This is a genomic window from Pseudoalteromonas sp. Scap06, assembly GCF_013394165.1.
Classification (GTDB): Bacteria; Pseudomonadota; Gammaproteobacteria; order Enterobacterales; family Alteromonadaceae; genus Pseudoalteromonas.
Map to the genome: position 1 here is coordinate 390916 of NZ_CP041331.1, position 16180 is coordinate 407095.

At 37.1% G+C, this 16180-nt stretch carries 13 protein-coding genes; 5 read left to right on the plus strand and 8 right to left on the minus strand.

The window, feature by feature from the left end; all coding sequences use genetic code 11:
* Positions 1–66: 66 nt before the first annotated feature.
* Positions 67–3111 (plus strand): FAD-binding and (Fe-S)-binding domain-containing protein, encoded by a 3045-nt coding sequence (locus FLM47_RS17185; RefSeq protein ID WP_178957087.1) that lies wholly within the window; start codon positions 67–69, stop codon positions 3109–3111.
* 39 nt (positions 3112–3150) lie between these two features.
* Here FLM47_RS17185 and FLM47_RS17190 read toward each other — a convergent pair whose 3' ends face one another.
* The 4 genes from FLM47_RS17190 to FLM47_RS17205 are packed head-to-tail and all read right to left on the minus strand — an operon-like array spanning position 3151 to position 7921.
* The gene (locus tag FLM47_RS17190) at positions 3151–3747 is read right to left on the minus strand and encodes a DUF1566 domain-containing protein (RefSeq protein WP_178957088.1); all 597 of its coding nucleotides are present in this window, start codon (positions 3745–3747) and stop codon (positions 3151–3153) included.
* A 27-nt stretch (positions 3748–3774) separates the two neighbouring features.
* The gene (locus FLM47_RS17195) at positions 3775–5451 is read right to left on the minus strand and encodes a DUF1566 domain-containing protein (protein ID WP_178957089.1); all 1677 of its coding nucleotides are present in this window, start codon (positions 5449–5451) and stop codon (positions 3775–3777) included.
* 59 nt (positions 5452–5510) lie between these two features.
* Positions 5511–6710 carry a sodium:proton antiporter gene (locus FLM47_RS17200; protein WP_178957090.1) on the minus strand — a complete coding sequence of 400 codons (1200 nt, stop codon included), beginning with the start codon at positions 6708–6710 and terminating at the stop codon, positions 5511–5513.
* Positions 6710–7921, minus strand: coding sequence for a tyrosine-type recombinase/integrase (locus FLM47_RS17205; RefSeq protein ID WP_008108719.1), 1212 nt, complete (start codon positions 7919–7921; stop codon positions 6710–6712). Before FLM47_RS17205 ends, FLM47_RS17200 begins: the two co-directional genes overlap by 1 nt.
* A gap of 140 nt (positions 7922–8061) precedes the next feature.
* Here FLM47_RS17205 and FLM47_RS17210 point away from each other — a divergent pair, with 140 nt between their 5' ends.
* Complete coding sequence (locus FLM47_RS17210; protein WP_178957091.1) at positions 8062–8625, plus strand: YSC84-related protein; 564 nt, start codon at positions 8062–8064, stop codon at positions 8623–8625.
* Positions 8626–9085: 460 nt separating this feature from the next.
* Here FLM47_RS17210 and FLM47_RS17215 read toward each other — a convergent pair whose 3' ends face one another.
* The 4 genes from FLM47_RS17215 to FLM47_RS17230 all read right to left on the minus strand — a co-directional run bounded on the left by FLM47_RS17215 (position 9086) and on the right by FLM47_RS17230 (position 13748).
* Positions 9086–10132 (minus strand): patatin-like phospholipase family protein, encoded by a 1047-nt coding sequence (locus FLM47_RS17215; RefSeq protein ID WP_178957092.1) that lies wholly within the window; start codon positions 10130–10132, stop codon positions 9086–9088.
* Positions 10133–10224: 92 nt separating this feature from the next.
* The gene (locus FLM47_RS17220; protein WP_178957093.1) at positions 10225–11631 is read right to left on the minus strand and encodes a sodium:alanine symporter family protein; all 1407 of its coding nucleotides are present in this window, start codon (positions 11629–11631) and stop codon (positions 10225–10227) included.
* 126 nt (positions 11632–11757) lie between these two features.
* A complete protein-coding gene (gene ctlX / locus FLM47_RS17225; protein WP_178957094.1) occupies positions 11758–12669 on the minus strand; it encodes a citrulline utilization hydrolase CtlX in 912 nt (303 codons plus the stop codon).
* Positions 12666–13748, minus strand: a complete 1083-nt coding sequence (locus tag FLM47_RS17230) for an ornithine cyclodeaminase (RefSeq protein ID WP_178957095.1) — start codon at positions 13746–13748, stop codon at positions 12666–12668. Before FLM47_RS17230 ends, ctlX begins: the two co-directional genes overlap by 4 nt.
* 167 nt (positions 13749–13915) lie before the next feature.
* On the opposite strand from FLM47_RS17230, the gene FLM47_RS17235 reads away from it, so the two are divergent.
* The 3 genes from FLM47_RS17235 to FLM47_RS17245 all read left to right on the plus strand — a co-directional run bounded on the left by FLM47_RS17235 (position 13916) and on the right by FLM47_RS17245 (position 16141).
* Positions 13916–14347 carry an Lrp/AsnC family transcriptional regulator gene (locus tag FLM47_RS17235; RefSeq protein ID WP_054201566.1) on the plus strand — a complete coding sequence of 144 codons (432 nt, stop codon included), beginning with the start codon at positions 13916–13918 and terminating at the stop codon, positions 14345–14347.
* 75 nt (positions 14348–14422) lie between these two features.
* A complete protein-coding gene (locus FLM47_RS17240) occupies positions 14423–15133 on the plus strand; it encodes an AraC family transcriptional regulator (protein WP_178957096.1) in 711 nt (236 codons plus the stop codon).
* 150 nt (positions 15134–15283) lie between these two features.
* Positions 15284–16141: a DMT family transporter gene (locus tag FLM47_RS17245; protein ID WP_178957097.1), complete on the plus strand. Its 858-nt coding sequence runs from the start codon at positions 15284–15286 to the stop codon at positions 16139–16141.
* The last annotated feature ends 39 nt before the right edge of the window (positions 16142–16180 follow it).

Consider the following 16180-nt stretch of genomic DNA (forward strand, 5'->3'; position numbering starts at 1 on the left):
AAAATCTTCAATTTCTATTAGCCATCGCCATGATATAATTACACAAATGCATTAATAAGCGCCGCCATGATAGCAACTATTACACAACAAGATGCCGCGACCGAGCTTGTCGCAAATTATTTAAATACTATAAAAAATCAAGGGTTTACTGGAGATACAGACGCAAGCTATGCAACCAGACTCACAGCGTCAACCGATAACAGTATTTACCAGCAGCTTCCGCAAGGTGTTATTTTTCCTAAAAGCGAAAAAGACATTCAAGTTGCTCTGCAAATAGCATCGCAAGACCCTTTTTTATCGTTAACTTTTGGTCCTCGCGGTGGCGGCACAGGAACAAATGGTCAATCTTTAACGCCTGGTATTGTGGTTGATTTATCACGTTATATGCGTGAAATCCTCGAGATAAACGTTGAAGAAGGTTGGGTACGAGTTCAAACCGGTGTGATAAAAGATCAACTTAACGACTTTTTAAAACCGTATGGATTTTTCTTTTCACCCGATTTATCTACCAGTAACCGCGCCACTATTGGCGGCATGATCAGTACTGATGCATCGGGGCAAGGCTCCTTAGTTTATGGCAAAACCAGCGACCATGTTTTAGGGCTAACCACCTATTTAGTTGATGGCACTGCAATGTCTACCAGTCCGATAGACATTGAAAAAGCAAAAATAATTGCCGATCAGGAATCCTTAATTGGCAAACTCTACAAAACAGTATTAGACATATCACTTAATGAACGCGACGCTATATTAGCCAAATTTCCACGGTTAAATAGATTTTTAACCGGTTATGACCTAGAACATGTGCTAAGTGAAGACTTACAAACTTTTGATATGAGCCGCTTAATAACAGGATCAGAAGGCTCTTTAGGCATAGTTACTGAAGCAAAATTAAACCTAACACCTATCGCAGAATTTAAAACCCTCATAAATATAAAATACGACAGTTTTGATTCTGCGCTTCGCCATTCACCATTTTTAGTTGATGCCCGCGCAACTTCAGTTGAAACTGTTGACAGCAAAGTATTAAATCTTGCTCGTGAAGATATTATTTGGCACTCAGTATCGGACTTAATAACTGATGTACCAAATAAAGATATGCAAGGACTCAACATGGTTGAGTTTAATGCCGTATCTCCAGAAGATATAAAAGACAAAGTAGACACATTATGTAAATTATTAGATGAATGTGTAGCTAATCAAACTAATGGTGTTATTGGCTATCAGTTAACCAGCGATAAAAGCGATATACTAAAAATTTATGCAATGCGTAAAAAATCAGTGGGTTTACTAGGCAATGTAAAAGGCAGCCAAAAACCTCTCGCATTTGCAGAAGATACAGCCGTTCCACCAGAAAATTTAGCCGATTACATTGTTGAATTTAGAGCACTACTTGATAGCTATAATTTACAGTACGGTATGTTTGGGCATGTTGATGCGGGCGTTTTACATGTTAGGCCAGCACTGGATATGTGCGACCCGGAACAAGAAAAATTACTGCGCACTATTTCAGATGAAGTAGTAAAACTCACCGCTAAATACGGTGGTTTAATGTGGGGCGAGCACGGTAAAGGTTACAGAAGTGAATACGGTCCTGAATTTTTTGGTGAGCATTTATTTACCCAACTACGAAAAATAAAATCGGCGTTTGACCCAAACAACAAAATAAACCCCGGTAAAATATGTACCCCGCTTGAAAGTGAAGACTCACTAGTTAGCGTTGATGGGCAAAAGCGTTCTTACTTCGACAAGCAAATTTCTATTGATGTTAAGACCAGTTTCAACAATGCAATGACCTGTAATGGTAACGGCCTGTGTTTTAATTATGATGAAAACTCGCCAATGTGCCCGTCGTATAAAGTAACTGGCGATCGCCGTAATTCGCCAAAAGGCCGAGCAGGGCTAATGCGTGAATGGTTACGTCTTCAAGAGTCAAAAGATGTTAATTTACTCGAGGTTGAAAAAGAGCTAAACAAAGGTGAAGTAATTACTTGGTGGGAGCGCTTTGTTCATAGCAGAGAGAAAAAACAAGGCGTTTACGATTTTTCGCATGAGGTAAAAGCCTCAATGGATGAATGTTTAGCGTGTAAAGCGTGTACCACGGCTTGCCCAATAAAAGTAGATGTGCCAACTTTCCGTGCCCGTTTTTTAAATTATTATCATAGTTATTATGCCCGCCCACTCAAAGATTACTTAGTGGGTAATATAGAAAACAGCGCACCATTAATGGCAAAATTTGCCAGAGTTATTAATCCAATTGTAAAAACATCATTAGTTAGTAGCCTCATTAAAAAAACGGTTGGCTATGTTGATACCCCGCAGTTAAGTATTCCAGCACTCAAAAAACGTGTAAACAAAGCGCAAACATTTAATTTAGAATTACTTAAAAAGTTAAGTGCCAATGAGCAAAATGATTATGTGTTAATTGTTCAAGACCCATTCACCAGCTTTTACGAAGCAGAGTTGGTTGAGAGTTTTATTACCCTAATTACTCAGCTTGGAAAAAAACCAATGCTGTTACCCTTTAAACCCAATGGTAAACCTCAGCACGTGAAAGGTTTTTTACATGAATTTAAGCTAACAGCAAAAAGTGCCGCAGAATTTTTAAATCAGCTTAATGATATTAATGCACCGCTAGTTGGTTTAGATGCATCGTTAGTAATGTGTTATCGCGATGAATATAATACAATTTTAGAAAATAACCGTGGTGACTTTAATGTGCAACTTGCGCATGAATGGTTAGAAACACTATCGTTCAGTACTTTAGAAGCTAAACAAACTGATACTGAATTTACCTTGTTAAGCCACTGCACCGAAACGACCGCGCTACCAAAAGCCGCAAGTGTGTGGAAAAATATTTTTGATCAGCTTGGTTTAACATTAAACACCACAAATACTGGGTGTTGTGGTATGGCCGGTACTTATGGTCATGAAGCACAAAACCAAGCAAACTCTAAAGCACTTTATGAAATGAGTTGGAAACCTATCGTTGATAAAAATAAACCTGAGCAACTTTTATCAACTGGCTTCTCATGTCGTAGCCAAGTAAAACGTTATGAAAAATTTAAGCCTAAGCATCCAATAGAGCTACTGGCAGAGTTAATTAAGTAAAATCTTGGCGCATAGTTTATTATGCGCCAAAATTTGAGTTTAATTTACTGTTCTAACAAGCCTAGCAGCTTGTGGATATTCTATATACGCAGTATTACCGCCGCCGATGTCATCATACTGGGTGGCTAATGTACCTGTAAGAAAATCAACTTTCCATGCAATTGATGAATAATTAGAATCTATAGAGGAACTCCAATACATAGCTATAAATCTTGTTTCATCGATAGAGTCTTTTCTAGATTGAATTGTACCAGGGAAAATATATTTATTTATAGCTGGACTATGACAACTATGCTCTATAATTGTCTCTAGTTCTTTTACATTTGGTAAGCGCCAATCTGTGTAACTAGCAAATGTTTCACTTTCAGCTATGTTTAACGCATTCCTCCATGTTAGTAGGGCTGATGAAGTATCACCTGAACAATTATTACTATCCCAAGTTTGACCTAAGCTGCATCTCATCCACATTAAATTTGTTTTTATGTCAGTAACTGTTCCATCACCATTGATACTAAAGCGCTCATTTGGGGTTGTCTTAATAATGCTTTCTGAACATTCTTGTGCTTTTGCTATAGAAAACGTAAATAGAGTTATAAATACAATTAGTAGAGTAGAAAAATTTATTTTTTTATTCATGTTATATCCCTTTAATTTTAATTTGACTTATTGATTTTTAACCAATCGAATATGACTTGCTTTTGTTTTAGACGTTTCTACTATAAAGTTATCTAAAGAATATTCATCACCAAAATTTGGTGGTGGTAGGAAAAAAATACCTATAGCAAGGTTTTGTTCGGGATAGGGAGTCACCTTAGAGGTCGCAGTCCAAAAAGGAAGATTAAAAGAAGTACTTGGGAAAAATGAGGTATCTATATTAGGAGTATTATCAGCTGCGGAAATTCCAAAGTCTCGAATTGATAATAATTCAGTTTGCGTTGGTAATCGCCAATCATTTTTCCCACAAAAATTTTGTTCATTAACCATATTAATGTATGAATAAGAATCACAGCTATCAATAGAACACACACCTTGGTTCTTTAAACCAGGATAACCCGCATTTTTTGAAGAGTCTGGATCGTACCAACTATATGTATGCTTTGGATCATGAAGAGCTTTTTCACTCGATTTAACCTCCCAAACTAATCCAGTAACGTTATCAAGTACACAAGACCAACTCTGTGAACTTTTATCGACTGGGTCTCCATTACTATCAAGTTTAGTAAAACTAAAACCGGCCTTTCCATCTTGATCATAGTTACTACTAATATCACGTCCAGATTGAGCATCTTCACCAACACTAGATTGACAATTCGGTAGTAACTTCCCCTCAGCATCGAATTCCTTAGCGCAGCGCAATAGACCAGTATCATTTATTTTACTGTTAATCAATGGCTTTATTGCTATATTTACAGTAGATATATCTGTTAGTCCTTCAGCATCTGTAACTGTTACTTGGAAAGATAGAACTGTTGATACAATTACAGAAGGTGCTATGAATTTTGCTTTTTGTTTATTTGAATTATTTAATTCAATTATCAACCCTGAATCATCAATTTGACTCCAAGTGTAAGTTAACAAAGAAATGTCATTATCATCACTGCTCAGTGAAGCATCTAATTCAACTGTTTCACTACTAATTGCAAAGTACGATTCACCTGCACTTGCTGTTGGTGGTTCATTTATATCGTTTATTGTAATTAATACAGTATCTTCGATCGAGTTATTAAAATTGTCACTCACTGTAAATTTGAACTCTAGCACTTCAGTATTACTAACAGCAGGAGATACAAAACCTGTTATTTTTTTATCATTATCATTAAGCGTAACGGGGGAGCCTGATATTTGAATCCACGAGTAGGTGTGTGCATTATCATCAATATTAGTTGAACCGATTAATTGCACTTCTGAACCTTCCTCGACTATCTGATTGGAGCCTGCATCTACGGTTAAAGGAATAACTGTTTTTTTTACAATTATTTTTACTGTATCGCTTGTTTGTGCATCAGAGTTATCTATAACAACTAACTTAAACTCTAATTCAGTTTCTTCTTCAAAGCTCGGCAGAGTAAAGCTTGTTTTTGAGGTATTATAATTTTGAAGATTAACTTTTTTACCCTTAATTTGCTCCCATAAAAATGAGACAATGTTACCGTCTTCGTCCGAAGCAACGCCATTTAGATTAACTACTTCATTGCTATTTACAATCTGGTCTGGACCTGCGTTAACAGTTGGAATTATATTACTATTCTTAGGCTGTTCTTTATCACCTCCACCACTACCACAAGATGCAACAGAAATAACAATAGCTACATTCAAAATAAACTTAACAATTTTATTCACTTAAATATCCTTATAAAAATAATTAGAAAATATATTACCACAATTTTAAATAACAGTGTTTACGCTTTTTTATTTGAAAAACTGTCTGCAATCGGTTTTGTACTAATACCATGAATAAATACACTAAATAAAATTGTGGTCATAGCAATGGTCGCAATTTGAAATTTATTTTCTATTTGTGTATCAATAACCATTAAAGTAAAAACAATCGAAGCCAATCCTCGCGGCCCAAACCAAGCAAACGTTAAACGCTCTTTTATTTTTAATGACGTATATTGCAGTGACAACATAACAGGAATTATTCTGATCAGTGTTGTACTAAGTAGCGCATAAATTATTATTTCAGTATTTAATTTCGGGATCACTAAATAAGCACAAACAAAACCGAATAAACACCAAATCATTAAAGAGGAAAAGTCAGCTATATGCTCTGAGTCTTCAATCAGCTCTTTGTTTATTTTGGTGCTCGCGTATTTATCAAATAAAAGCCCCGCTACAAATACGGCAATAAATCCACTTCCATGAAAATATTGCGTAAGTGAAAATACAGCCATAGCAAAACCCAATAGTAAAAACGGGCTAGTGTTTTGGGCAAAGTAATGTCGCTTCATTGCAAAGTTTAAACACGGAATAAAAACAGCAATACTTGCAAATGCAATTAATAATGCAACTCCCAACTCTCTACCAAATACACTTAACGTTTGTGTTGCAGTAATTGCAGATTCAGGATTTTTTGCGAGCAGAATAAATATTAAAAATATAGGCACACATAAGCCATCGTTTAAACCGCTTTCTGTATTAATACCTTCGCGTATTTTTTCAGGAACTTTTGTATTGCTTAATAATCCCTTACTTAACGCCGCATCGGTTGGGGTTAATATAATTGCGATAAGTGCTGCTTGAATTAATGAAAGCTCAGCAAATAAAAATAACGCGGTTACAATCCCGAGTAATAAAGTTAATGGTAAGGCAACAAATAAAAGTAAACTTGGGTATTGAAAACTATGCCTTAATACTCCTAATTTTGACTTTGCTGCATCGGTAAATAAAAAGATACTGAGCGTTAATTCTATAAAGGGCAGTAAAAACCGTAAGCCATTTTTAAAATTTTCACTTTCGTTCGGAGCTATCAATGCTAGCAGCATCCCCCCTATAACAAAAAACATCGGCCCAGTAATTTCTGTTTTTTCTAATTGGCGTAGTGTTGTAGAATAAATTAAAAATAATGCACCAATAAGAGCAATAATTAAGTATTCCATTAAATCTTCCTTTTTATTCCAGACTTTGCCCGTTCTTTAATATTTGTTTGAATATATATTTGATCGGTTGTGGCTATTTTTGCGTGGCCTAAATCTTCAGATAAATGTTTTAAAGGTCGAGTTTGTGCGTCATGCGTTGCACCGGTATGTCGAAGCCAATGTGCAGTGGCCGCTTCTAATTGTTCCGCGTCATCTTTAAAGCCATCATCAAGTAATGACTGCTGAGCAATATCAAAACTTTGTTGTACTAAACGTCGAATTTGTCTTACTGTCATACCACCTTGGCCACGAATTTTATGCACTAACGGGTCGGATTCGTCAACACGGGGCAGGGCAGGTAAACCACGGTATAACCGATAACGTTTTAAATACTCAAGAAAATCATCACTTAAAGTTACATCTCGTAATTTATTACCCTTACCCATTATACGTAAAAACCAAAAGCCATCGTTATCTTGCCAAAAATGAGACATAACAGGTGACCATTGTGGACGTTCTGATAATTCTGATATACGTAAATATAATCCTTTTAAACAGGCGAGGGTAAAAAGGTTTCTTTCATACTCTGGTTTTTGTTCGCACAGATCACGCGTTACACCAAATACGTATTCCCATTGAATATCGCTTAATGTATCGGGAATTTGTATTTGTGATTGTACAACCAAGTAGGGGCTATTTTTCTTAACCACAGGTACAAAGTTAGCGAAGGTTTTTTCTTCTAAAATAGCGAACTTGTAAAATACATTAAGTGCAGTAAACATTGCGGATAATGTTTGCTGACTCGCAATAGATTCTTTTTGCATGAAAGGGCGCCAATTTTGGTTTAACCGACGTACTCCTTGCTCATCTTTATAGCGCCACTGCACCGAAGTTGATGCCCACTTTTTATCCGGCTCGACCATAAAATCAACATACGCCTCAATATCTTCACGCTTTAAATCGAATACTGATTTTTCAGCTATAAGCCATGACCACAAATAAAATCGTTCTAATTCATTGCGAAAACGACTATAAGTTGCTTCTGATTTTCGGCCATAAACATATAAAAACTGGTATAAAAAATTTAGATCGGCCTTTGATTCAGTTACAGTCAAGCTGACTTGCTGTATAAAAGAGGCTAGTTCTGGATATTCTGATTGCAGTGTATTATCTTCAAGATGAGCTATTTGATAACGTAATTGTTTTAATGTATCGACCAGAGCAACAAGCATAATAGTAAAATATATAAGAAAATAATAGACTTATAGATTAACCTTAAAGTCCGATACTGTCTAGTATTGGACATAACGAAATTTTGATATTTATGCTAAATGCAGATTTATTAACCATATACCTTATTAAAGGAAAAATCATGAAAAAATTACTTCTGTTGAGCATGTTAGTTATTAGCGTTTTATTAGTAGGTTGCGCTACTACAGGCAGTGCTTCTCCTGGAGAAAAACGTGCTTTAGTACAAAGTATGAAATCGAATACATTAACTGCTTTATACGAAAAAAAACCAGATGTTAAAACTCAAATTGCAAACTCTGCCGGTTATGCTGTATTTGATAATGCCAATGTAAACGTTATTTTAGCCAGTTTTGGTGGTGGGTACGGTGTAGTAAAAAATAACCTAACCGGAAAATCTACCTATATGAATATGGGCGAAGCTGGTTTAGGCTTAGGTTTAGGTGTTAAAGATTTCAATATTGTGATGGTTTTTCACGATCAAGCAGCGTTAAATAGATTTATTAAACATGGTTGGGCGTTCGGTGGTAATGCCGATGCTGCTGCAAAATACCAAGATAAAGGTGGCGCTTTAGTTGCCGAAGCTCTTGCTGACCAAGTTACTGTTTACTCTTTAACCGAAAGTGGCCTTGCACTGCAAGCTGTTTTAAAAGGCACTAAATTTTGGGTAGATTCTGAGCTAAACTAAGCTATCAAAACCCTATCATAAGTGGGCTAGTTTTATGGATTACGCCCACTTTAATTTAATTCACTCAATTTAACATAACGTAATTTATGGGTAGTTAACTATCAGCTATCAGCTATCAGCTATCAGCTATCAGCTATCAGCTATCAGCTATCAGCTATCAGCTATCAGCTATCAGCTATCAGCTATCAGCTATCAGCTATCAGCTATCAGCTATCAGCTAAAATAATTTTACGCTTATAGAATCCAATATACGATGTTTATTATTCTCTTTTCATTTTTTAACGAATAGCAGAAAACATGTATAAAACATTTAAAGCATAAAATAAAACTTAGAACACTTATTTATCTGACCTAAAAAACCAGCTTTTAAATATAATTAAAACTTAAACACTTTAATATAAAGGCTTACACTCTTTCATTTATATCACTTGAGATGGTTATTTTAATTTTTAAAGTTAAATTAGTTATATAACTTCAAATCAAAGTTATCAGCATTTAATTTATTATCAAACGCTTCAGCTAATTTCTCAGTTTCACTAAACACGGTGTTCCAATATTTAATACGAGTGTCTGCATCAAGATCGGTAAAGTCGTTTCTGTCTGGAATTTTTCCATAAGGTAAGCCGGCTATAAATTCTTTTGATGGGGTGATCATCACAACGTTGTCGTAATTTTGTGGTGCTACTTTACGTTTTAAGTTTTTATCAAACCACCCTGCTTTTGGCTCGCTATTAAAATGCGGATACAAAATTAAACCTGGATTATTAATTTTTAAATCAAAGTGGTAGTCAATTATTCCGCCATCGCGGTAAATTCCTGGTGGCGAACCGGCAATATTTTTTATACCTTGCATTACTAGTGGTATAGAGCCCGATGCCAATAAGGCATCTTTCAAATTTGTTTGAGTAAGTTCAATGTTTTGTGTTTTAAACTTATAACTGTCGGTAATACTTAAATTACTATTGGGCGCGCCAAAAATAAAACGCTCGTACTGAGCGCCTAATAATTTACGATTAACGCGGTTAAGCATATAACTTTTTGATAAACCCAAAAGCTGTATTAACTTATGTTCGCTGGCAATAAACCCGTTAGATTTTGCGACAATAAAATGCGCTTTAAAAACAGGATTATTTATAATTTCAGTAACGCCATCATCACCAAATACATCATCTAATAATGCGCGGGCTTTTAGTGTAATTTCAGCGGGCGTTGGTTTATTACTAGAATATCGGGTTTGTGAATACGATTTTGCTAACCGCTTAATGGCTGCAACTGGATCGTTTTGTGCAAAACAGGCTGAACGAAAAGCCCCAGCAGATGAGCCAATTAAATTAAGCGGTTGGGTGCGATGTTTAAAAAATTCGCCAAATATATATTTGTCTAAACCAAATAAGGTAAACCATTTAGGGCCACCACTTGCCCCTAAAAAAGAGGTAAAAATCTCGGGTTTAAAACCTTGTTCGTTTATTATTTTTGCTGCAGTTTTACCCGCATAAATGTCGATCATCTAAAAATACTACCTGTAGAGTCGCAGTTTAATGTTGTTAAAGCCAAATTTAAAAATGAATACTTATGCAACAACAAGTTTAAACTTTAATCTTAATCCCAAATTCCGTCTTCACATTTGCCCTGCACTTTTACGTTTTTTACCTTAAACTCAGGCTCTATGCCTTTGTCTCTTTGTGCGTGGTAGTCGTTAGTAACAGACAAAATAGTCGGTGTGAGTAGTATAATAGCGATTACGTTTACTACTGTCATTAACCCTAGAGCAATATCAGCTAAATCCCATACTTGTTTTAAGGTGGCTGATGCGCCCCACAACATCATTGATAAATAAAGCAAAGTATAAATACTGCGCCCTACTTTGTTATCGAGCTTAAATAAGTGGAGGTTACTTTCGGCGTAGGCGTAGTTAGCAACTACCGAGGTAAAAGCAAATAAAGTAATGGCAGCGGCTACAAAATACACGCCGCCTTGCGCTAAGTGTGAGGTCATAGCGCTTTGTGTTAAGCGTATGCCTTCCATTTCACCGCTTATATCTATATCGGCCAATAAAATAATAACCGCGGTACAACTGCACAATACGATGGTATCGAAAAACACCCCTAACATTTGTATGTAGCCTTGTGTCGCTGGGTGGTTTGGCATTGGACTGGCACTAGCCGATGCATGCGGCACACTTCCCGCGCCAGCCTCATTAGAATATAAACCGCGTTGTATACCATTTTTAATGGCTGCACCCATGGCGCCTGCACCAGCTTCTTGCAAGCCAAACGCTGATAAAAATATATCTTTAAGCATGGCAGGTACTTGGGTGAAGTTAATCAGTGTAATTACTACAGCAACAAGCACAAACACGATGCCCATAACAGGCACTACTCGCTCGGCGAATCGGGCAATGGCTTTAAAGCCACCTAAAATAATAGAGCCTGCTAAAAGTGTGATCACAACACCTGAGTAAAAAGTGGGTATTTCAAATGCGTAATTTAGTGCATCAGTAATGGTGTTGGTTTGCATGGCGCTAAAGGTAAAGCCGTAACCTAAAAACAAACAGGCGGCAAACACAATAGCAAATGCACGACTGCCTAAGCCTTGTTGAATATAATACGCAGGGCCACCTCTGAATTCGCCATTGCTGTCGCGAATTTTATATACCTGGCCTAAAATACTTTCTGCAAATCCGGTTGCCATACCTAGTATAGCAATAACCCACATCCAAAAAATGGCACCGCTACCACCGAGTGATATAGCCACAGCCACACCGGCTAAATTACCTGTGCCTACTCGAGCACACAGCCCAGTACAGAGCGCTTGAAATGATGAAATATCGTTTTTATTACACTTACTACTGCCTTTTAGCAGGCTAAACATGTGCTTAAATTTAACTAATTGAATTGCTTTTAAGCGTACTGAAAACCATATTCCGGTAAATAGGAGAATGTAAATAAGTACTTGCCCTTCGCCCCATAAAAGGCCATTGACACTTTTTACTACGATATCGAACATGGGCTAATCCTTTTGTATTTATTATGTTTTTACTCAGCGAGTAGTTGAGTAATTTGCATTTAATAATGCATGTTAGCCATAGCTTAGCGGAGCTAAGCTGCCTTAGAATGTTGACTTAGAGGTAGGTTATTTACTTTGCAGGTGTATACCCGCAATCATGCATCTAACCGAACCTCCCGCCGACTCTATGGTTGGTATAGGTAACGGAACAAGTTTAGCTGTTTTTTGTATTGCTGCTTTTTGCTCGGTTGTAAGTGCATTAAACGCCGTTTGTGAGAGGGCTAAAATACGACCATTTGTACCTTGTAGCTCTATTGCATTGCCGCAAAAGCTATTTATTTGCTCATTAGTTAAGTTTATTACTTCTAAATGGCTTTGTATAAAATGGCTAGTTAATTGTTTGTGCTGACTATTTGGCACCATATTTAAGCTGATCATGGCAAACTGTGTGGCTACACACATCAATACATTAGTATGATAAACCGCAGTACCTTGCTCATCGTAGGCGTTAAACACAACAGGTTTTAGCTTTAATTGCTCGCATACTGTATTAACTACAGCTTTATTAGTGCGCTTCGATTCTACTGCATAAGCAAGCTTATGGGGGTGGTCAATAACAAGCGAACCTGTACCTTCTAGAAATGCATTTTCTTTCGATAAAAATGAATAATCAGTCACAGAAAACACTTTATAGTGATTAGTCAAAAAATCAATAATATCTTTTCGATATTCTAACCTTCTGTTTTCTGCGTACATTGGGTACATAACTAGCTCGCCACTTTGATGGGTAGAAAACCAATTATTTGGAAACACAGAATCGGGCGTGTGCGTATGTTCGTCTTCAAAAAGATGAACTGTTACGCCCTCGTTTTGTAATAATTTGACCGCATTAGTTACTTCGTCAAAGGCAAGCTGACTCTGGTTTTGTGAGTTGCAGGTACTTTGAAACGTATTGTCTAACATAGTTTGTGGGTTAGATGTAAAGTGATGCGGGCGCACCATCACCACCGCTGTCGGTGCTTGCTTTATGTGGCTCATGCGACTTGCTCTTGCTTAGTTGCTTTTGATGTTTGTACACTATTAAGTACCGAAAATAAATTACGCGGATCAGCTCGTTGTGTAATTAAATCAAGTAGTTCAAACTCACCCGCAACCACCAGCGCGTCTTTAATATAAATCAGCGCGGTAAAGTCTTCGCTCGCAAAACCTACCCCATCAAAAATAGTAAGCTCGTCGTTACTTGTACGCCCAGGTGTTTGTTTATTAATTACTTTATGAAACTCGGTCACTGCAAAGTTTTCGGACATTTGCTGGATTTCGCCCTCTATTCTGGTTTGCGGCTCATACTCTACAAACACATTTGCGCGCCCTAACAATTGCGAATCAAGCTCTGTTTTACCAGGGCAATCGCCACCAATCGCATTAATATGAACACCTTGCGGGATCATATCGCTGGTTAAAATAGCGACATTTTTTTTATCGGCTGTGCAGGTTGTAATAATGTGCGCACCTTGTACGGCTTCTTCTGCGTTATTGCATATAGTCACATTTAAACCATAGCCACTTAAGTTGTTGTAGGCTTTTTTAGAGGCGTTTTTATCAATATCGTATAAACGAATGTGGGTAATGCCTAATACGGCTTTAAAAGCCAATGCCTGAAACTCAGACTGTGCACCATTACCAATTAATGTAAGCGTTGTTGAGTCTTTGGGTGCTAAATACTTTGCCACAAGCGCCGATGTAGCCGCTGTGCGTAAGGCCGTGAGTAAGCACATTTCGCTGATCATAACCGGATAGCCGCTATCAACATCCGATAAAATACCAAACGCGGCAACGGTTTGAAGTTCCTTAAAGGTGTTTTTTGGATGACCATTTACATATTTACAGCTAAACATTTTACCGTCGCTTACGGGCATAAGCTCTATTACGCCATCCGGAGAGTGCGCCGCATAACGTGGCGATTTATCAAATTCGTTCCAGCGAGCAAAGTCGTGTTCTAATCTTTGGGTAAGCTCAAGCAATACGTTTTCTATTCCGACTTTAGTTATAAGTTTAGCCATTGCCTGTACGCTAACAAATGGAACACCTTGTTTTGGCTCTGCTATAAAATGACTCATAAACACCTCTTTAATGACTATATAAGTTAATTGAAATAAGTTTATAGGCCAGAGGTGACAGTTAAAATGCCAAAAGTTTATACAAATAATGTTATTTTTTAGCAAATTGCTATGCAATAAAGTACAAATTTAGTAATTTGTAATAAACACATAACCCAAGGCGTTTTATGACCCCTTACATTTACGACTCCTTAGATAACGCATTAATAGCCGAATTACGAAAAGATGGCCGCGCTTCTATTTCAGCCCTAGCCGATGTTTTAAAGGTGTCACGCGGGACGGTGCAAAATCGCTTAGACCGTTTAGTTTCATCCGGCGCTATATTAGGCTTTACGGTGCGTGTACATGAACACATAGAAACCGAGGCTGTAAGAGCAATAATGATGGTGGAAGTGGTGGGAAAATCTACATCGCAGGTAATTAAAACCCTGCGCGGCATACCAGAGCTAACAAAGTTACATACAACCAACGGCGCTTGGGATTTAGTGGCTGAAATACAGGCTGCAAATTTAGGTGAGTTTGATGGCGTACTTAGACAAGTGCGCGAAATAGAAGGCATTTTAAATAGCGAAACCAGTATATTATTATCATCTACTTAGGTTTTATTAACGCCATGTTTTACTTAAAGTATTTTAGGCAATACTCGGTTTATTTATTAGGTAATGGAGTAGGCAATGAATAAGCTTTCTATTCGGTATTATTCGCAAGATATAAAACGCCACCAGCACAATTACCATCAACTTGTTTTACCCTTACACGGTGAAATTTTCATAACGTTAAATAATGACTTTAAAACAACAGTTAGTACGGGTAGTTGTATCGTTATAGAGAAAAACCTAGTGCATGCCTTTACGGCCGATGAAGCCGCACGTTTTATTGTGGCAGATTTAGACGCGCTCCCTGAAAACCTTATTAACCTTTTATACCCTAAAATCTCAATAGATAGCCGTTTATTAAGTTACTTACAGTTTATAGAGCAGCAACTGCTCGTTGTTAGCGATGAAAAGCTTACTAATTCAACCTTTGATTTATTTTACTTATTACTTTGTAAGCAAAGCAGCCACAGTAATATTGATAAGCGAATAGATAATGTAATAACCACTGTTAAGCAAAATTTAGCCTACCCCTACACGTTAAAAGAGCTGGCCGATATAGCCTGTTTAAGCGTTACGCAATTTAAAACTGTGTTTAAAAAAAGTACCACTATGAGTGCACTGCAATATTTAACTATGTTGCGAATGCAGCACGCTCGCGCCCTTTTAACCCATTCAGACTTACCGATTGCTTTAGTAGGCGAGCGCATTGGTTATAACGATGCCTCTGCGTTTAGCCGCCGGTTTAATTTATACTTTGGGCAGCCACCTAAAGCGTTTGCAAAGCAGTAATATAGATAACTTAAACACGAAATAATAAAGCAAGCTCAAGCAGAGCGTAGGTTAAATTACGTCATAGCAAACAATAACACCGTCTTTTTAGCACATTTTTAAAAAGCTACATTGATACACTCAGTAAATAGTATTTACGGAGGGTAATTAATGGCAACACACATAGGTTTTTTAGCAATATTTTCGTGGGGGCTTTTAGCTTTACTAGGTAATTTAACCAAAGCGCTCCCTGCTTTTCAGTTGCTTTTCATGTGCTTTGCACTCTCTTTTATTATTTTATTAGTAAAGCGTTTTGCATCAAAACAGCCTTTATTAACCCCTCCTAAGCTTTCTAAAAAACAAATGATAATAGGTGTTACTGGTTTATTTGGTTTTCACTTTTGTTATTTTATGGCTTTAAAGTACGGCCCCTTAATAGAGGTAAGCTTAATAGTGTATCTTTGGCCATTATTACTGGGTGTATTTGTGGCTACCCCTGGGTCTAAATTTAAAGCAATATTAGGCGGATTACTGGGGTTTTTAGGCACGCTTAGTTTAATTACCGATGGCAGTGGATTATCTATCAATAGTGAGTATTACTTAGGGTACTTTTTTGCAGGTTGCTGCGCGGTACTGTGGTCTAGTTATTCTTATTTAATGTCGCAATTTGATAGCCATGTAGATGACATAGGCTGGCTTTCACTTATTGTGGCAGTGCTTGCCCTTTTTGCACATTTTTATTTTGAAACAACCGTTATTAGTTTGTCTGTTTCACAATGGCTATGTGCTATTTTATTGGGATTAGGCCCAGTGGGTGGTGCATTTTATTTATGGGATCATGGCTTAAAATTTGGTAACCGATCGCTATTAGCCTCATTGAGTTTTTTAACGCCGGTGCTCTCTACCTTTATTTTAATACTCGCCTCGCAGACTCCCTTTAGTTGGTCAGTATTTATAGCTTTAGCGCTTATTTTATTAGGGGCGGCGATTAGCAATAAAAGGCCATCGATAAGTTTAAAAAAAGCATAGTTTAATTTTATCAACGCTTAAACTTAAGTGGTAATTTAA